The organism is Cobetia sp. MM1IDA2H-1, assembly GCF_002916775.2.
Taxonomy (GTDB): Bacteria; Pseudomonadota; Gammaproteobacteria; order Pseudomonadales; family Halomonadaceae; genus Cobetia; species Cobetia marina.
The window spans coordinates 256052-273231 of record NZ_CM133225.1 but is presented as its reverse complement, the minus strand read 5'-3'; the positions used below and the strand labels follow the sequence as shown (position 1 = coordinate 273231).

Below are 17180 nucleotides of genomic sequence, written 5' to 3'. Positions count from 1 at the left end.
AGGCGCCAACGACAACGGGGCCCAGCGGGCCCCGTTGTCGTGATGGGAAGGAAAGCCAGTCAGCATGACATCACTCGGACGCCGAGTGCCGGACGCTGGATCGCCAGGCACCTGTCATGTGCCTGCTTCTGGTGCCTCGACGGCGGGGCGCGGAGCCACCAGAGACGCGGCGGGAGCGGCACGCAACGGGGACGGCGCGCCCTGCGCCGCGCGCCCGAACGGCGAGGCACCGCGTCCGGTGGGGGAGTCCAGCGCCTTGAGGCTGCTGGCGACCAGCAAGGCCCCGAACACGCTGATGACGATCCCGCCGAGCAGCCCGATCACCGCGGCCCACGGCCACTGGCGAAGCGCTCCGCCCGCTTCGCGCTTGCCGGTCAGACGCCCGCTGGCCTTCATCAGCAGCGTGGCCATTGCCACGCTGCCCACCGTCAGCGCGGTGCCCAGTGACATCGCCAGCACCGCCAGTACCCCGCTGCCGACCAGATTCAGCGCCAGCGCGGCCAGCAATACCAGAATCGCGCCGGAACACGGCCGCAGGCCGATCGCCAGCACCGCCATGCCCATGGTGCGCCAGTCGCCGCTGGCCTGCTCCGCCGTCACGCCATGCGCATGGCCGCAACCGCAGTCATGCCCGTGTGAATGATCGTGGCCGTGAGAGTGGTCGCGACCATGCGACGGCTCGAACGCCAGCCCCTGCATCGCTGGCGCTTCCTGTGTCGTCACGCTCTCCTCCATGCCAGTGGTGGCGGGCGACCTGAGTGCCCGCCACAACGCACGCGCGGCACGCCACAGCAGCAGCAGGCCCAACGCCAGTACGCCGACATGGCTGAGCAGAGTGACCTTCTCGACCTGCCCGAGCACCTCACGCCCGGCCCAGTCGAGCAGTCCCGCCCCGAGGCCGACCAGCACCAGCGCACTCACGCCCTGCAGCAAGGCCGCCAGCAGCGAGAGCCATAGCGCACGTCGCCGCGCGATGGGCTGGCTGGCCAGCAGCGTACTGATCACCACCTTGCCATGGCCGGGGCCCGCCGCATGCAGCACTCCGTAAGTGAAGGACAGCCCGATCAGCGCCCAGGGGGTGCCGGGGTGCGCGGCAAGCTCGCTCATGGCGCGCCCGAGCGAGCGCTGAAAACGCGACTGTTCAGCGAAGATCCAGCCCAGCGCCTCACCCCAGGCCTGTACCAGGCTCGGCCACAGGGCCATGCCCAGCACGATCAGTCCGAATCCGAGGGCCAGCCAGCCGGCCAGGCGTCGCCCTCGCGAAGAGGCCGGCTTGAGCAGGCCATCACGCATGCCCTTGAGGCTTTTGACATCCCCAAGCCCGGTGGTGTCCTTGTGCTCATCGCTCATCGAGACGCCTCACAATGGACACTGCCGACATCGGCGAAATACTGGCCAAGATCCATCGGCGCGGTGGCATTGATATCCAGCATCGAGGCCTCGGCGACCTTCTGGGGATCCGGGTCTGCCTTGGCGATCTTCGCCGTACAGTCCATCGGCACCTGCTGCGAGGACAACCCCTTGATCACCAGCCCTTCCTGGACGGCGATCGCGTCCGGGTCATGCAGGATCTCGATGTAATAGGTGGGATCATAGATGCGATAACTGAGCGTATGGCCGGCCATCGGCACGGGTTCGGCCAGAGGCAGTTCCATCTGGAAGGCGACGCGCTCCCCCTTGAGCCAGGTGGTCTGGCGTGTCGCCTCTCCCAGCGCCACCGGCGCTCCGTCACGCTGAACATGGGTGTAATAATCGAACTGGGAAAGATTGGCGAGGATCTCGCTGCCCAGCGCATCCAGGCGCTGCTCCATGCTGGTATCGTCCTGCAGGGCGGCCAGCTCCTGCCGCAGCGTCAGGCTATAGAAGGGGTCCAGCAACCAGTACTGACGCAATGCCACCGCCCGCCCCTGATCATCCAGGCGCAGGGTCACGCGCAGATCCACCCAGCCATGCGGATGGGCAAGCGCCGGTTGACTGACCATCAACGACGCGATGGCCAACATGCCGACCCACGCCCCCGTCAGCAAGCGCAGGCAACGACGCCAGGCGCGCGGAAACGATCGCGCATCATCGCGATGATCAACAGCAAGGGGCATGCAGACACTCCGGAAAGGCGGATACGAAGAAAAGCGAATGCCAGGCGTGGCACATCGTCGTTACCTTATAACATTCGGGGGCACGAACCACCCCTTCGACGCCAGACCGACAATTTGATTCCCGAGCAGGCGCTCATTCCGATGCCCCGTCCGCACCATGACGAAAGTCATCACGCCGCAGTCCGTACTTGTGCATCTTGAGGTTGAGCGTCCGGCGCGGAAGGGCCAGTTCCTCCAGCACCTGGGCAATGTTGCCTCGGGCACGTGTCAGGGCCGCTCGAATCAGCGTCGCCTCGAACAACGCCACCTGCGCGGCAAGCCCGTCCGGGTCCTCCTCTCCCGCTTCCTGCCCGGTCGCCGGCGGCTCCTGCGCCTGTTCACCCAGCACGGTCCGCTGGCTGGCCAGCTGACGCAGCTGGGCAAGATTTCCGGGCCAGTCGGCCGCCATGAGGGTCGTCAGCTCGCCCCGGACGAAGGGCAGTTCAGGAACCTGATGAACGTCGGCGGCCTGGCGGCTGAAATGCGCCATCAACAACGGGATATCCTCGCGCCGCTCACGCAGTGACGGCGTGACCAGCTCGATCTCCGCCAGCGCGTGCCCCCGCGTCAGCCCCAGCGTGCCGGAGGCCACCAATGCCTGGACGCTGCACTCGGCGCTGAAGACCACCCGCGGCGCGCGACGTCCGCCCTCGGGCTGAGCGTTCAGCCAGGCGTCCAGCCACTGCCACTGCTCACGGCTCAGAACGTCGACGTCATGCAGCAACAGGGTATTCATCTCGGGAGCGGCCTGAAGAGCCTCATCGATCGCCTCGGACAATGCCGCGCCGCTCGACGCCTTGGTGCTCGACGCCATACCGACCAGGGCACGACATTCGACCTTCGCCAGCAACGCGGAGGCCGGCGATGTGCCGACGCGCTGGGCCTCTCCCTCCGCCGGCGCATGCTCGGCGAGTGCCAGCGCCGTGGTGGTCCGCCCGCTGCCCGACTCCCCCGTGATCCAGACGCGTGCCGGATGCCCCTTGAGCTCCAGTACCTGCTCGCGCAACTGACGTATCTTCGCGCTTTCACCACGTAGCAGACCGGCAAGCCCCCGCACGCTCAGGCGACGACGCAGCCGCTGGTTCTCATCGCTCAGCCGCCGGCCTGCCAGCGCCTGACGCAGCTTGAGCTCGAGCGCTTCCGGGTCAAAGGGCTTCTCGATGAAATCGCGCGCTCCGCCCTGCATGGCCGAGACCGCAGTGGCCACATCGCCATGCCCTGTCATCATCAGCACCGGCAGCTCCGGCGCCTCGAGCGTGAGCCGTGACAGCAGCGTCAGCCCATCCATGCCCGGCATGCGAATGTCACTGATCACCACACTGACCGGCTCGCCGGCGGCCAGCGCTTCCAGCAAGGCCTCGGCCCTCGGGAAGCAGCGCAGGTTGAGGTCCGCAAGTTCCAGCCACTGAGACAGCGATTCCCGCACGGCCGGGTCGTCGTCCACCAGCCAGATGGGCGCTTCGCGGGTCAGCTCATGATCCTGAGTCAGGCGCTCATCGCCCGTCTCGAAGGCAGCATCACTCATGGTCAGGTGCCTCCGGGGTCAGTCGAGTGGGTGTCGGGCTGCCCGCGTCATCAGGGGGCGTGCACAGCCACAGTTCGAAGTTGGCACCGCCCAGCGCACCCGGCGGGGCATCGTCCGAAAGCCGCAGGACACCGCCCAGGTCACGTGCCATGCCATAGCTCAGAAAGAGCCCCATGCCCATGCCGTCACCCACTTCGCGGGTGGTGGTGAAGGGGTCGAACAGGGTGGCCCGCAATGCCGGGTCGATCCCGGGGCCATTGTCCTCGATGCGCAGGCAACCGCCGGGCCGCCCCTCGAGCCAGGCAACCTCAGGCCAGGCCTGCCAGCTCAGCCGGATACGGGCGCGCCCGCCCAGGGTGCCATCGCGCTGCTGACCCTCCAGCGCATCCACGGCATTGCGGATCAGGTTGGTGAGCAGCTGCTCGAGGCGCGCCTGCTCTCCTATCACCCGCACCTCTGGCATCAGTCCCTGCCGCTCGATCACTAGCCCCAGAAGCTTGCACCGCTCATCGAGCAGTTCCAGGGCGTACTCGATGCGAGGCACCAGTGCCAGCGGCGCTGGCGGCTGCTGACTGGCCGGCCGCACGAACACCCGCAACTGGCGGATCATGTCGCCCAGACGCTCGGCCAGTGCCGCGATACGCGTGAAATTGCCGCTCGCCGCTTCGGCGGCACGTGGCAGCAGCTCCGGGCGGGTCGTCGCCTGAGACACGCCACGCGCCAGCAACTTCCCGCCACTGGCGGCATAGGTGCGAATGCCGACCAGCGGCTGATTGAGTTCATGGGCAATGCCGGCAGCCATGGTGCCCAACGCCGCCAGCTTGCCCGCCTGCACCAGCTCGTCACGGGTGGCCTCAAGCTCGCGGGAGCGCTCGGCGACACGCTCCTCGAGACGCTCGTTGATCTCACGCATGACCACCGCCTCACGCCGGATGAGCCGCAGGCGCGCCTGACGCTCGCGCATCCACAGCGCCAGCATGCCCAGCCCCAGCAGTACCGCCAGCCCGGCCAGCATGGTGTTGCGCGCCTGTATATAGAGAGGCCGCAGCGGCATCAGAAAGTGCAGCTGCCAGGCCAGCGGACCACTGAACAGCGACTCATCCAGATAGCGCTGGCCGACGGAAGTCGAGGAGCGGGAAGACGCCTCTCCCGCCCCCAGCACCAGACTGCCGTCTTCCAGCGAGCGCGCCAGCGGGGAGAGCGGCGCCCCGCGGAATTGCTGCTGCGCCCGGATGTCGTCGAGAGCGGCGGGCGCGAGAGGTTCGAGGGTGCGGTATTTCCAGCTCCGCCGTGAGGCCAGCAGCACGACACGATTGGCATCGGCCAGCAGTACTGTTTCGCCGGCCTGGCGCCAGGTATCCTCCAGCGCCTCCAGCGAGACCTTGACCACCAGCACGCCCAGCGGCTGGCCGCCCGCCCCCGCCACGGGCGCGGATACGAAGTAGCCGGGGCGCCCCGTGGTATTGCCCACCGCAAAGAATTCCCCGCGCCCGCCCGCCATCGCATCCAGGAAATAGGGCCGGTAGGCGTAACGATGGCCCACGAAGCTGTCGGATTCATCGAAGTTGCTCGCGGCCAGCGTCACGCCGGAGGCATCCGTCAGGAAGATCGCGGCGGCGCCTGATTCCCGGGCCACACGCTGCAGGTGCCAGTCGAGACGATTGCCGGACTCGGCGATATCGGCCGTGTCATCGAAGGCGGCACGCACGCGCGGTTGTCGCGCCAGCATGGCGGGCAGCCACTGAAAGCGCGACAACTCCGCATTGAGGGTGCTGGCATAGAAGTGCAGCCGAGTGGCCGCATGCTGGCGTGCCTCACGCTCGCTGCGGGCGAACTCCCACTGCCAGAGCGCGAACAGCACCAGTACGCCGGCCAACAGGCTGGCGCCCAGTGCCAGCCAGGCCAGGCGCCGTCGTCGGTGCAGACTCAATCCCTCCGGGCGCAAGCGATTGGAAGATGCCCGATCACGCCCCGGGGCATGGCGCGATGTCATGGGATGTTGGCGATCATGGCGTGCCGATCACCGGCACGGTACGTGCGTTCAGCGCCACTGCCACGTCCACCAGCAGGTTGTCGAGTCGCCCCGGCGCGATCTCGGCGCCATTGCTGTCACCCGTCACGCTCAGACGAATCTGGCCGTTCACCTCACTCACCCAGGCGTCGAGGGTCAGCGGTGGTCTGACGGCGTAGCTGGCATCCAGCCGCTCGAGATCCGGGTCTGCCCGCTCGATGATGAAGCCGCGCTCCGCAAGCGTGGTCATCAGCGTGACGAAGACCTGCCGGGAGGTCAGCGTGCCGCTGTCGGGCGCGATCACCGCGGTACGGGAGTCCGGCGCATGGGTCGGCTGTGTCATGCAGCCGCCCAGCGACAGCAGGGCGAGACAGGCCACCAGACGCAGGCAGCGAGGAAGGGAAGGATTCATCAGCGCACCTCTCGAGGATCACGGCCCGCCAGCGCGGCTTCCAGCTGACGTTCGATCTGTTGACAGCTCTCGCTGAGATTCTGTGGTCGGGCATCGATGACATACCCGCCCTGGTTGATGACCTGCTCATCACGGATCACGCGCACTCGCTCGTCCGGTGCCACCAGCGAGATGCGCTCGAAGCTGATCGGGTCGTCCCGATAGACGTCATTGCCCACCCCGACACCGATGCCACGCCCGGCGGCCACGCCGTAGCCCACCGAGAACCCGATGCGAGAGCCGAAGGGCCCCTCGATGGCCCCGAGTCCCGGTTGGTCGACCTTGCGCTCCCCGGTCACCAGGCCCAGCGACAGCTCACTTTCGCGCACCTTGTAGCCGCGGGCCTCCACGACCTCGGCGGCGGCGCGCAGCCACTGATCGGCATCGCCCTGACGCGGGAAGATGCAGGCCGCAGGCAGCGCTTCGCTGTCATGGGCAGATAGCGGGTCCTGACTCGTCAGCGTGGAACAGCCGCTCAACAGCAGCAGGCCCGAGATGAGCAGCCCCGTGCGAGACACCGCTCCGGCCTGCGGCGTTCGAGCGCTTGCCTCGGTCCGAGAGGGAGCTAAGGGAAGTCGAGAGAACATGCGAACGTCTCCGGTCAGCCATCTGACTTGGCGAGTCATCACGATTTTCATCCGCGAGATGGCGCAAAGCCACTAGACTGACACTTAAGCCTTGTAGGATTTGTGCATAACTATAGTATCAAGCAGTAAAGGGGCCTGAATGCAGACGGTCTCATCTTAGCTCGCCACCACGCCAACGCCTACCTCATGCATGTTCCCGGGCGACGGCCAGTCCCGGCTGGCACGACGCCTGACCCGCTATGCGCCAAGGCATCAGCGTGCCGGAGCGCTTTCGTCCCCATCGCATTTCCATGGCCTCATCATCGGTTACACATGGAAACGATATGGCGCGGACAACTCACGACGCCACAGGTTCAATAAGTTACCATTATCGTCGAACAGGCAATCAGGGAGAGAAATTTATGTCAGAAAATGCCGACCAACCTACGGTCGCGAAGATCAATCCGCCAGTCTTCTTCGGCTCCGCCGTGGTGATACTGGCGTTCGTGATCTTCACCGTATCCATGCCCGAGACGGCGAACGTGGTCTTCGGCCACGTCCAGACCTGGATCATCGATACCGTCGGCTGGTTCTACCTGCTGGCCATGGGGCTGTTCGTGGTCTTCACGCTGGGGCTCGCCTTCTCGAAATCCGGTGACATCAAGCTGGGGCCGGACCACTCCGAGCCGGACTTCAGCTACGGCTCCTGGTTCGCGATGCTGTTTTCCGCGGGCATGGGGATCGGCCTGATGTTCTATGGTGTCGCCGAGCCGGTCTTCCACTTCACCGCACCGCCCGTGGGCGATGCCGGTACCGTGGAAGCCGCTCGCGAGGCCATGAAGACCACCTTCTTCCATTGGGGCATCCACGCCTGGGGCGTCTATGCCGTCGTGGCACTGGCGCTGGCCTACTTCAGCTTCCGCCACAACCTGCCGCTGCGCATCAGCTCCGCGCTATACCCGCTGATCGGCAAGCGCATCCACGGCCCGATCGGTCATGCCGTCGACATCTTCGCCGTCTTCGGCACCATGTTCGGGGTGGCCACCTCGCTGGGTCTGGGGGTGCTGCAGGTCAGCTCCGGTCTGCATTATCTGTTCGATATCGACAACAGCCTGACCACCCAGGTCATCCTGATCGCCATCATCACCGGCCTAGCGACCATCTCCGTGGTCATGGGGCTGGACGGCGGCATCCGTCGTCTCTCCGAGCTGAACCTCGGTCTTGCGCTGGCATTGATGCTGTTCGTGCTGTGCGTTGGCCCGACCATCTTCCTGCTGCAGACCCTGATCCAGAACATCGGTGGCTACCTCAGCGAAGTGGTCGACAAGACCTTCAACATGTTCGCCTACATTCCGGAAGACGGCCCGTCCGAGTGGCTGGGTGGCTGGACCCTGTTCTACTGGGGCTGGTGGATCGCGTGGTCCCCGTTCGTCGGCATGTTCATCGCACGCGTCTCGCGTGGTCGTACCATCCGTGAATTCGTCTATGGCGTGCTGTTCGTGCCGATGGGCTTCACCTTCATGTGGCTGACCTTCTTCGGCGACAGTGCACTGCACCTGTTGATGACCGACGCCGCTGGCAATCTGGCCGAGGCCGTCTCCGCGGATGCCTCCGTGGCACTGTTCAAGTTCCTGGAACTGTTCCCGTTCGGTAGCGTGACCTCCCTGCTGGCCACGGTGCTGGTGGTGACCTTCTTCGTCACCTCCTCCGACTCCGGCTCATTGGTCATCGACATGCTGACCTCTAAGGAAGGCGATGAATCTCCGGTCTGGCAGCGCATCTTCTGGGCCGTGTCCGAAGGTTTCGTGGCCGTGGCGCTGCTGATGGCCGGGGGTCTCGGCGCACTGCAGACCGCCTCGCTGGCCTCTGCTCTGCCCTTCGCCATCATCCTGATGTTCGTCTGCTACGGCCTGCTCAAGGCGCTGCGTCTTGAAGGCGTCAAGCAGCGCTCCATGCAGCATCTCAGCAACACGCCGGGGCATACCGCCGGTGGTGCACGCAGCTGGCAGAAGCGCGTCCAGACCCTGGTCGAGACGCCGCAGCAGAAGAATGTCGAGCAGTATCTGTCGGATGTCGTGACGCCGGCGCTGTCGGATGTCGCCAAGGAGTTCGAGGCGCAGGGACTGGATGTGCGCGTCAACGACGAAGATGACCGCAGCTATCTGCAGGTCAGCCATGGCGACGAGATCGACTTCATCTATGGCGTACGTGTCCGCGAGTATGCGGCACCGGCCTTCGCGCTGCGCAACGTCAAGCGCAAGGGCACCAGTGACGTGGAGCGCCAGTACCGGGCCGAGGTCTTCCTGCGCGAAGGCGGCCAGACCTATGACCTGATGGGCTACACCAAGGAGCAGGTCATCGGTGATGTACTGGATCAGTACGAGAAGCACATGCACTTCCTGCACATGGCGCGCAACTGACGCCTGAGCGTTGCTGAAGTGATGACAGCTGCTGGTATGGCTGTCGCAAAGGCCCCGCCCCGTGCGGGGCCTTTGCGTTTCTCACGGTCATGCCCCGGCAATGAACCGCGTGCTACCTTGCCGTGCCACCTTGAAAAGCGTCATCCTGAGCCGCATGTACCAGAAAGACGCTTGATCACGGATTCATCGTGAGGCACTGGATGGCTCAGTCATCCGATCATTCGCACCGGAACACGTCATAGCACCAGACGATCACGACGATGCAGCGAATTCGTTACTGCACGGCACCGTCACCCTCTACACTGGTGTCATCGACCCGGTTGCTCGGGCCTGGTGCCATGGGCTTGGCTTCATGAACCTGAGGCACTCGAAGGTAAGGGATATCGCCTGCTTGTCCTCAGTGCCCGCGCCCTGCCTCACCACGTATTCCAACCACATTTCACGTCGCCCATTCTCAAGGAGAGTCTTCATGTCCACCGATACCAATGCCATTGGCCTGCATACTTCCAGCGCAACCCAGCTGGCGGAGCACCTCAATGTGCTGCTGGCCAACTACCAGACCTTCTACATGAACGCGCGTGGCTATCACTGGAACGTGAAGGGCAACCAGTTCTTCGAGCTGCACGTGAAGTTCGAGGAAACCTACACCGACCTGCTGACCAAGGTCGACGAGATCGCCGAGCGCATCCTGACCCTGGGTCACGAGCCGATGCACGCCTACAGCGATTACGCTCGTGTGGCGACCATCAAGGAAGACACCCATGTCAGCGATGGCACCGCTTGCGTCAAGGGTCTGCTCACCGGCTACAAGTCCCTGATCGAGCTGCAGCGTGAAATCCTCTCCGTCGCCTCCGATGCCGACGATGAAGGGACTGCCTCGCTGGTCGGCGACTACATCCGCGAGCAGGAAAAGACGGTCTGGATGCTGTCCGCCTACCTGGGCGAGTGATTCTGACCAGGACACCATCGCGTGTCTGACACTGCCGCCAGCGTGATCGGCAGGCCGTGAACGCCGCCTTCTGTCCCGTGCTTGCGCGGTGTCCGGAAGGCGGCGTTTTCGTGGGTCGGACACCACTCGAGGGGCAGACTCGAGAAGAACTTGAGCTCGAGAAGGACTTGAGCCCGAGAAGCACTTGAGCAAGAGGCGCAGGACCATGCTCGGAAGCGCATCATCACGCGACACGCAGGGTGGCTGCCAATCAGGCAGGTTGATCAGGCGTCATACCAGGAGGGTTGCATGTCACTGCCGCTGACACGTCTGCTACGCAAGTTGCTGCATGTGGCTGCCAAGCCCATGCGCCATGCTCAGGGCAAGGATGGTTGCGTCATCCATGCCTATCGTGGCTATGGCTCACACAATGAAGCCTTTCTGATGGGCCGCATCTTTCAGCAGCCCGGCTCGCGCAGTCAGCTGGCGCCCGGGGCCGGGCGCGACCTGATGGATGTCGGCCGCCGTCTGCTGCGCTGGGGCAAGGGCGGCGTGGAGGTGGACGTCAGCCTTGGCGGCAACCAGACCACCGTCGTCACCGACCGCGATGGCTACTTCAGCGTCCACCTGCCTCTGCTGTCGCCCTTGGCAGATCAAGGCCAATGGCAGACGGCACGGATCACCGCCCGGCCGCCGAAGCAGGCCGCTGTCGAGGGCGAGGCCCAGGTCTACCTGCCACCGGCCAGTACCCGACTGGGCGTGATCAGCGATATCGACGACACCGTGATGTACACCGGTGTCGCCAACAAGCTCAAGATGCTCTATCGGCTGTTCATCGAATCCGCCGAGCGACGCACTGCCTTCCCGGGAGTCGCCGCGCTCTATCAGGCGCTCCACGAGGGCAGCGACGGTCAGCAGAGTCGCCCGCTGCTCTACGTCTCACGCGGCCCCTGGAGCATCTATGAGATGCTGGAGGTGTTCTTCCAGCACAACCGCATCCCGGTCGGCCCCATCCTGTTCCTGCGCGAATGGGGGCTGACGCTGCAGCGCCCCCTGCCCAAGCGCTCGGAAGACCACAAGCAGGCGCTGATCGAGAAGATGCTCGACCTGTATGACGAGATGCAGTTCCTGCTCATCGGAGACAGCGGTCAGCATGATCCGGAGGTCTATGCCGATGTCGTGCGCCGTTACCCGGGCCGCATCTGCGCCATCTACATTCGCCAGATCGGTGACTCCGAATCGCGCAAGGCAGAGCTGGCCACGCTGGGCGAGGAGCTCTCCGCACTGGGCTGCGACATGCTGTTGAGCACCGACAGCCTCGACATGGCGCATCATGCACACGCCAATGACTACATCGATGCCGCCAGTGTCGAGATGGTACGTGCCGAGATCGAGCATCAGCGCGCCGAAGAGCCTGTCTGACCCACGACGACCCACGATACGCACAACGCAAGACGGAGACCCTGAGGTCTCCGTCTTGCGTTGTGGCCAGCAGGCAAGATCAGGCGATACGTGAGCGAATCAGGTGATCCAGTGACAGACGCCCCGGGCCCTGCAGCACCAGTACCAGCAGACTGGACAGCCACAGACCGTGGGTTACCCAGGCTTCCGGGTAGACGAACAGCTGAATGGTCAATGTCATGCCGGCCAGACCCAGCGCGGCAAGGCGGGAGCCCAGGCCCAGCCACAGCATCAGCGGGAAGAGATGCTCGGCAATCGTGGCCAGATAGGCGGCCAGTACCGGCGGGACCAGCGGCAACGCGTATTCGTACTCGAACAGGAAGAAGGTGCTTTCCTTGAGCGCGAAGCCGTCGACCTTGGTCTGCGCTGACATGAAGAACACGGCGCCAATGACGATGCGCATCAGGATCAGCACGGCATCCATGCGCAGATTTTCCAGCCAGACGAACACGTTCAGGACTTGCCCCGCCACACCGGTACGGACCGCGGGCGTCGTGGATGACTCAAGGCTCATGATGAGGCCTCCTCAAGGATGCGCCAGTGCGCGAGAAAAAGGGGATGCGCCAGCTCGGCCCGGGTAGGTCGGCAGGAGACTGGCATGGACGAAAGATCATGGGGCAACACTAGTCCGGCGCGAGAAACACGCCACTTGCCAGCAGAGGGGCCAGCAGCTGCCCCAGGTCCTGCTCGGGATGGACATCCGCCAGCATGGCGGCCGCATCCGCGAGCGATTCACCCGCCAACAGCAGGTCGAGCAACCAGGCAGCCGCCTCTGACAGCACCGTCACCTGAACCTCCAGGACCGGACGGGTGATCAGCAGGTTCTCGGGCCGCGCGACATCCAGGCCTTCAAGGCTGGCTCCCTCATGCTGGTGGCGCTGCCAGACCCCGAAGATCGCATGCTCCAGGCGCAGCAGACCTGCCGCGGGATGAGGCAGGAAGGTCAACGCCATCACCGCCTCGGGTGACAGCTGCGCCAGCCTGGCCGGTGCCAGCACTTCAGCGTCGGCGGCGTGATAGGCCGTGAGACGCGCGGCCTCGAACCGCGCCAGATCCACCGCGTAGAACGGCAGCTGAGCGGCCGATGCCTGTCGATGCTCGACCAGCGTCGTCAGAGTCGTGTGCAAGGTCTCGGCAAGCCCCGCCCCGTACTCCATCATCAAGGGCGATTCCGGCAGGTGACGGCGTGAGTGATCATGCGCCAGCGCCGCGAAGAAGCGCTCGCCCACGACCTGACGCGTCACGGGATAGGCGTCCTGCAGCGCGGAGATCAGGCTGGCCCAGACATTGTTGCGATAGACGTCAAGACGCCCCTGATGTGCCGCCTCGATGCCCGGCAGATGACGGTCAGGCTGCTCAAGCGCCGTGATGAAGGCCCGCTGCCAGGTGAGAAGATCATGGTCAGTCATCGGGGCCGTTGGCGTGCTCATCGCGGACTCTCCACCTGAGGGCCAGAGGTCTGCGGAACCCGAGAGCCCTGCTGAACCAAGGCGCTCTGCAGAATCTGCTCGGCCCGAGCCGTCTGCCCCAGCAACACCTCCAGCGCCGGCACCTGGGTATCCCACTCGATCAGGGTCGGGCGCGGCCCGACTCGCTGGATGAAGTCGGCATACAGGGCCCATACCGCCTCGCAGACCGGCGCACCGTGATTGTCGATCAGCAGGCCTTCGCGCTCATCGACGACATGACCCGCCAGATGGATCTCGCCGACGGCCGCGGCCGGGATCGACTCAAGCCATGCCGCAGGATCGACACCGATGTTGTGCGCCGAGACGAAGACATTGTTGACGTCGATCAACAGTCCACAGCCGCTGCGCTCGACCAGTCGGGTCAGGAAATTCGTCTCGGGAATCAACTCCGCGCCCAGAGCCTGCGCATCAAAGCGCAGATAGTGTGCGGGATTCTCGATCAATACCTGGCGGCCCAGGCAGTCCTGCAGCCGCATCAGGTTATCGCTGACCCGTGCCAGCATCGCGTCGGTCAATGGCACCGGCAGCAGGTCGTTGTAGAAGTGGCCGCTATGGCCGGCCCAGGCCAGATGCTCTGACACACTGGTGGGCGGGTGACGCTCGCAGAGCGCTCGAAGGCGTGCCAGATGCGCGGCCTCCAGCGGACGATCCGATGCCAGCGACAGGCCGACACCATGGATCGACAGCGGATACTCCTGCAGCGCATCCAGCCGCGCATGGGGAGCTCCGCCTGCGCCCATGTAGTTCTCGGCATGAATCTCGAGGAACCCCAGCGCCGGCCGTGATGACATCAGCTCCCTGACATGCTGCGCCTTGAGGCTGATTCCCGTGGCCATGTCATCGAACGACGGCAAGGCCGTACCGAAATCCGGGCTGCGGGAGGTGGGGGATGACTCGTGCATGACGACCTCTCGATTCTGCGAGCGTCCGGCGGAGGGGTGAGACACCCGCCCACCGGACGTCAGGTTCGGGGGAGACCCGAGGCGTGATGCTTACTTGATCTCTTCCAGGCTGCCGGTGCCAGTGGGCGTTTCGATGGAGGTGCAGGTGCCTTCCGGGACCAGCTTCCAGGCATTGCCCTGATAATCGACGGTCGAAGTGCCGGCACAGGAGGTGCCCGGGCCTGCAGCGCAGTCATTCTCACCGGCCAGCGACACGCCATAGCACTTTTCCATGTCTGCGGCATGCGCCGGAATGGAGACCACGGCGGCAGACAGCGCTACGGCGGTACCGAGGGCGGAAGCCAGGGCGAAAGCGGTCTTGGCGGACTTGTTGGACTTGGTAGACATGGGCACATCTCCTGAGAAAACGCTCATTCATGAGCTGAAAGTTGTTCATTTGTCATTTTCGCCCCATTACCGCAGGCTCAAACCAACTTACGGGGAGGTCCGGAGAACGGATGCAGAAGATGTCGAATTTTTTGCATCACTCACGATATTTCCTTCCTCACCGCGTCAGAACACGATAGTCCGAGCTTGCGTTGACCCTGCATCTCAAGAAAAACGGCCCTGCTGGAGGGCCGTCGAGAAAGAACAGGGAATACGAGAGATGGCATGCCACCGAGTGTCAGCCGGCAATGAGCGAGATGTGCCGGTTCACGGGGTGTCCCCTTGCCACTTGCGCTCCAGATGTTCCCAGCGCGATAGCGTGGCACCTTGAGCCTTGTCCGCCGTCGAGCCAGAGGCAGGCTCAGTCTCAGATTGAGACTCAGTCTCAGGATCAGATTCAATAGCAGCATCGGACTGCGATGTCGGGCCAGAGACCGGCCCCTGGTGATGCAGGGAGTCACGGGATTGACGCACCAGGGTCTCGGGCAACGGCTTCTTCATGCGCGCACCGAGCTCCAGCAGCTCCTCGGCACGGCTGATCAGGTTGCCGCGCCCGCTGGCCAGACGCTTCATGGCGGTATCGTGCGCCTCGCGGGTACGGCCCAGCTGGCTACCAAGCTCCTCGAGGGATTCGGCAAGTCCGCGGAACTTGTCGAGCAGCGCCCCGGCACGCTCACCGATCACGCGCGCATTGTCGTTCTGGCGCTCCAGACTCCACAGACTGGCCACGGTGCGCAGACTGGCCAGCAAGGTGGTCGGCGTCACCATCACCACGCCCTGGGTGGAGGCGTCCTGGAACAGGCTGTAGTCATGCTCGAAGGCCAGCGCGAAGGCGGGCTCCATCGGCAGGAACAGGAACACGAAATCCGGTGACCCCAGCCCCTCGATGGCAGGATAGTTGCGCCGCGCCAGTCCCGTGACGTGGCCGCGCACCGAGGTCAGATGCGCCCTCAGGGCTCTCGCCCGCGCCGTCTCACCCGCGGCATTGACGTAGTCGGTGTAGGCGCTCAACGAGACCTTGGCATCGATGATCAGATGCTTGTTGTCCGGCAGGTAGACGATGGCATCCGGGCGCTGACGCCCGCCTTCACCGCTGAAGGACACCTCGCGCTTGAACTCGATCCCCTCTCGCAGGCCGGAGCGCTCGAGCACGGTCTCCAGAATCATCTCGCCCCAGTTGCCCTGCATCTTGCTGTCGCCCTTGAGCGCACGTGACAGATTGGCCGCTTCCTCGGTGATCTGGCGATTGAGTCCCGCCAGCTGGTCGAGCTGACTCTTGAGGCTGGTGCGTTCGCGTACCTCCTCGCCATGCAGCTGCTCGAGGCGCTGACGAAAGTCCCCGACCTGCTCGCGAAACGGCTTGAGCAACTGTTCGAGCTGGGCACCACTGGCGGCGGTGAAACGCTGCTGGCGCTCCTCGAACACCTTGCCTGCCAGCTGCTCGAATTCCTGACTCAGGCGTTCGCGGGAGTCGTTGAGCAGTGCCAGCTGCTCGGCGTGATGAGTGGCCTCCTGACGCTGACGCGTGACCAGCGAGGCATGCGTCTCGCGCAGCTCGGCGTAGCGCTCGGTCAATGTCTCGAGACGCTCCTCGCGCTCCAGCAGCTGGGCCTCCAGCACTTCCTGCTGGCGGGTCAGGCTGCGTGCCAGCGTCTGCTGTTCACTCAGCGCACGCGACTGTTCATCAAGCCGCCCCTGCAGCGATTCGCGCAGCGTGGCGAGCTGTTCCGTCAGCGCATCGCGCGCCTGGCGCGCCTCCTCCAGCGACTGGCTCAGATGGCGTTGCTGCTGCTCCGCCTGCTGCCCATCCAGTGCGGCACGCTGCTCGACCAGGGCCGCCCGCTGCTCGGCCTGTTGCTGTAGATCCCGCGCCTCTTCAAGCGTCTGCTGCAACGCCTGCCGGGTTTCGTCACTGCTCTCTTCGAGAGCGTGAAGCTGCTCGCGGGTTCGCCGCCAGCCCAACCCCAGGATCAACGACAGCATCAACAGCACGCCGACCAGCAACCACATCACGGCGGAAGATTCAGAAAGCAGAGGCATCGGGCACTCCATGGCCGGTGAAAACGCAGTGGGGTCACCCCCTTGAAAGTCAGTATCGCGCATCCATGTCTTGAGTGTCAGGGCACGAAAGGACGGGAATTCGCTGCATCAACGTGGGGCGCTCACCTCAGTGAGCAACGCATGCTGAGAGCAGAATTTTTCCCTTCTCTGCCCAACACGCTCGCAAGAGCCGAAGCACGGAAAGGAGATTTGCATGACACAGCAGACCGATCAGCAGACACGTCAACAACTGCAAGGTAAGCGCGTGGCCATTCTCGCGACCCATGGCTTCGAGGAATCCGAGCTTGCGGTGCCGCGCGCCGCACTGCAGGAGGCGGGCGTCGAGGTACACATCGTCTCGCCGGAGAAAGACGGCATTCGTGCCTGGGCCGAAACCGACTGGGGCGAGACCTACCAGGTCGACACCTCGCTCAGCGATGCCAGCGAACACGACTATCATGGCCTGGTGCTACCGGGCGGCCTGTTCAATCCCGATACCCTGCGCCAGGACGAGACCGCACTCAACTTCGTGCGCAGCTTCTTCCAGGCCCACAAGCCGGTGGCCGCCATCTGTCACGCGCCGTGGATCCTGATCAACGCCGGGGTGGTCGAAGGCCGCAAGATGACCTCCTTCCCCTCCGTCGCCCAGGACCTGCGAAACGCCGGTGCCGCGTGGCAGGACAGCGACGTCGTGTGTGACAGCGCGCTGGTCACCAGCCGCAAGCCGGATGACCTCGATGCCTTCAATGCCAAGCTGCTCGAGGAGCTCGCCGAGGGCAAGCATCAGCATCAACACGCCTGATCTCGTCCCCGACGACAGCACCCGAAAACGCCCCTGCCCCCGCG

The 17180-nt window shown here is 64.6% G+C and carries 15 protein-coding genes; 4 read left to right on the top strand and 11 right to left on the bottom strand.

The genetic code is table 11. From position 1 onward, the window contains the following. Positions 1-114: 114 nt before the first annotated feature. The 6 genes from BOH68_RS01250 to BOH68_RS01225 all read right to left on the bottom strand — a co-directional run bounded on the left by BOH68_RS01250 (position 115) and on the right by BOH68_RS01225 (position 6709). Complete coding sequence (locus tag BOH68_RS01250; RefSeq protein ID WP_077378673.1) at positions 115-1350, bottom strand: nickel/cobalt transporter; 1236 nt, start codon at positions 1348-1350, stop codon at positions 115-117. Then, positions 1347-2096 (bottom strand): DUF1007 family protein, encoded by a 750-nt coding sequence (locus tag BOH68_RS01245; RefSeq protein ID WP_077378670.1) that lies wholly within the window; start codon positions 2094-2096, stop codon positions 1347-1349. Before BOH68_RS01245 ends, BOH68_RS01250 begins: the two co-directional genes overlap by 4 nt. A gap of 133 nt (positions 2097-2229) precedes the next feature. After that, complete coding sequence (locus tag BOH68_RS01240) at positions 2230-3660, bottom strand: sigma-54-dependent transcriptional regulator (RefSeq protein ID WP_077378667.1); 1431 nt, start codon at positions 3658-3660, stop codon at positions 2230-2232. Further along, positions 3653-5653 carry a sensor histidine kinase gene (locus tag BOH68_RS01235; protein ID WP_077378664.1) on the bottom strand — a complete coding sequence of 667 codons (2001 nt, stop codon included), beginning with the start codon at positions 5651-5653 and terminating at the stop codon, positions 3653-3655. The genes BOH68_RS01240 and BOH68_RS01235 overlap by 8 nt, the downstream gene beginning before the upstream one ends. A 13-nt stretch (positions 5654-5666) precedes the next feature. Further along, positions 5667-6083, bottom strand: a complete 417-nt coding sequence (locus BOH68_RS01230; RefSeq protein ID WP_077378661.1) for a hypothetical protein — start codon at positions 6081-6083, stop codon at positions 5667-5669. Next, positions 6083-6709 carry a hypothetical protein gene (locus tag BOH68_RS01225; protein ID WP_136939105.1) on the bottom strand — a complete coding sequence of 209 codons (627 nt, stop codon included), beginning with the start codon at positions 6707-6709 and terminating at the stop codon, positions 6083-6085. Before BOH68_RS01225 ends, BOH68_RS01230 begins: the two co-directional genes overlap by 1 nt. A 401-nt stretch (positions 6710-7110) precedes the next feature. On the opposite strand from BOH68_RS01225, the gene betT reads away from it, so the two are divergent. The 3 genes from betT to BOH68_RS01210 all read left to right on the top strand — a co-directional run bounded on the left by betT (position 7111) and on the right by BOH68_RS01210 (position 11458). After that, complete coding sequence (betT, locus tag BOH68_RS01220; RefSeq protein WP_077378655.1) at positions 7111-9108, top strand: choline BCCT transporter BetT; 1998 nt, start codon at positions 7111-7113, stop codon at positions 9106-9108. A gap of 469 nt (positions 9109-9577) precedes the next feature. Further along, positions 9578-10057 carry a Dps family protein gene (locus BOH68_RS01215; protein ID WP_065392451.1) on the top strand — a complete coding sequence of 160 codons (480 nt, stop codon included), beginning with the start codon at positions 9578-9580 and terminating at the stop codon, positions 10055-10057. A 288-nt stretch (positions 10058-10345) separates the two neighbouring features. Beyond that, the gene (locus BOH68_RS01210; RefSeq protein WP_077378652.1) at positions 10346-11458 is read left to right on the top strand and encodes an App1 family protein; all 1113 of its coding nucleotides are present in this window, start codon (positions 10346-10348) and stop codon (positions 11456-11458) included. 79 nt (positions 11459-11537) lie between these two features. Here the strand turns inward: BOH68_RS01210 and BOH68_RS01205 are convergent, their stop codons facing one another. The 5 genes from BOH68_RS01205 to rmuC all read right to left on the bottom strand — a co-directional run bounded on the left by BOH68_RS01205 (position 11538) and on the right by rmuC (position 16334). After that, the gene (locus tag BOH68_RS01205) at positions 11538-12011 is read right to left on the bottom strand and encodes a DoxX family protein (protein ID WP_077378649.1); all 474 of its coding nucleotides are present in this window, start codon (positions 12009-12011) and stop codon (positions 11538-11540) included. Positions 12012-12120: 109 nt separating this feature from the next. Next, positions 12121-12927 carry an HvfC/BufC N-terminal domain-containing protein gene (locus tag BOH68_RS01200; protein WP_077378646.1) on the bottom strand — a complete coding sequence of 269 codons (807 nt, stop codon included), beginning with the start codon at positions 12925-12927 and terminating at the stop codon, positions 12121-12123. Further along, on the bottom strand, positions 12924-13868 hold the full coding sequence (gene bufB, locus BOH68_RS01195) for an MNIO family bufferin maturase (protein ID WP_077378643.1): 945 nt from the start codon (positions 13866-13868) through the stop codon (positions 12924-12926). The genes BOH68_RS01200 and bufB overlap by 4 nt, the downstream gene beginning before the upstream one ends. A 90-nt stretch (positions 13869-13958) precedes the next feature. After that, on the bottom strand, positions 13959-14255 hold the full coding sequence (locus tag BOH68_RS01190; protein ID WP_077378640.1) for a BufA1 family periplasmic bufferin-type metallophore: 297 nt from the start codon (positions 14253-14255) through the stop codon (positions 13959-13961). Positions 14256-14561: 306 nt separating this feature from the next. After that, complete coding sequence (rmuC, locus tag BOH68_RS01185) at positions 14562-16334, bottom strand: DNA recombination protein RmuC (protein ID WP_258038329.1); 1773 nt, start codon at positions 16332-16334, stop codon at positions 14562-14564. A gap of 214 nt (positions 16335-16548) precedes the next feature. On the opposite strand from rmuC, the gene BOH68_RS01180 reads away from it, so the two are divergent. Continuing rightward, positions 16549-17136 (top strand): type 1 glutamine amidotransferase domain-containing protein, encoded by a 588-nt coding sequence (locus BOH68_RS01180; protein WP_077378637.1) that lies wholly within the window; start codon positions 16549-16551, stop codon positions 17134-17136. Positions 17137-17180: the final 44 nt, after the last annotated feature.

What these genes read in the sequence shown, in the direction of transcription:
- betT (WP_077378655.1), top strand. Translation starts at nt 7,111, where the DNA reads ATGTCAGAAAATGCCGACCAACCTACGGTCGCGAAGATCAATCCGCCA.
- BOH68_RS01200 (WP_077378646.1), bottom strand. Translation starts at nt 12,927, where the DNA reads ATGAGCACGCCAACGGCCCCGATGACTGACCATGATCTTCTCACCTGG.
- BOH68_RS01240 (WP_077378667.1), bottom strand. Translation starts at nt 3,660, where the DNA reads ATGAGTGATGCTGCCTTCGAGACGGGCGATGAGCGCCTGACTCAGGAT.
- BOH68_RS01230 (WP_077378661.1), bottom strand. Translation starts at nt 6,083, where the DNA reads ATGAATCCTTCCCTTCCTCGCTGCCTGCGTCTGGTGGCCTGTCTCGCC.
- BOH68_RS01225 (WP_136939105.1), bottom strand. Translation starts at nt 6,709, where the DNA reads ATGTTCTCTCGACTTCCCTTAGCTCCCTCTCGGACCGAGGCAAGCGCT.
- BOH68_RS01245 (WP_077378670.1), bottom strand. Translation starts at nt 2,096, where the DNA reads ATGCCCCTTGCTGTTGATCATCGCGATGATGCGCGATCGTTTCCGCGC.
- BOH68_RS01205 (WP_077378649.1), bottom strand. Translation starts at nt 12,011, where the DNA reads ATGAGCCTTGAGTCATCCACGACGCCCGCGGTCCGTACCGGTGTGGCG.
- rmuC (WP_258038329.1), bottom strand. Translation starts at nt 16,334, where the DNA reads ATGCCTCTGCTTTCTGAATCTTCCGCCGTGATGTGGTTGCTGGTCGGC.
- BOH68_RS01210 (WP_077378652.1), top strand. Translation starts at nt 10,346, where the DNA reads ATGTCACTGCCGCTGACACGTCTGCTACGCAAGTTGCTGCATGTGGCT.
- BOH68_RS01215 (WP_065392451.1), top strand. Translation starts at nt 9,578, where the DNA reads ATGTCCACCGATACCAATGCCATTGGCCTGCATACTTCCAGCGCAACC.
- BOH68_RS01180 (WP_077378637.1), top strand. Translation starts at nt 16,549, where the DNA reads ATGACACAGCAGACCGATCAGCAGACACGTCAACAACTGCAAGGTAAG.
- BOH68_RS01235 (WP_077378664.1), bottom strand. Translation starts at nt 5,653, where the DNA reads ATGACATCGCGCCATGCCCCGGGGCGTGATCGGGCATCTTCCAATCGC.
- BOH68_RS01190 (WP_077378640.1), bottom strand. Translation starts at nt 14,255, where the DNA reads ATGTCTACCAAGTCCAACAAGTCCGCCAAGACCGCTTTCGCCCTGGCT.
- BOH68_RS01250 (WP_077378673.1), bottom strand. Translation starts at nt 1,350, where the DNA reads ATGAGCGATGAGCACAAGGACACCACCGGGCTTGGGGATGTCAAAAGC.
- bufB (WP_077378643.1), bottom strand. Translation starts at nt 13,868, where the DNA reads ATGCACGAGTCATCCCCCACCTCCCGCAGCCCGGATTTCGGTACGGCC.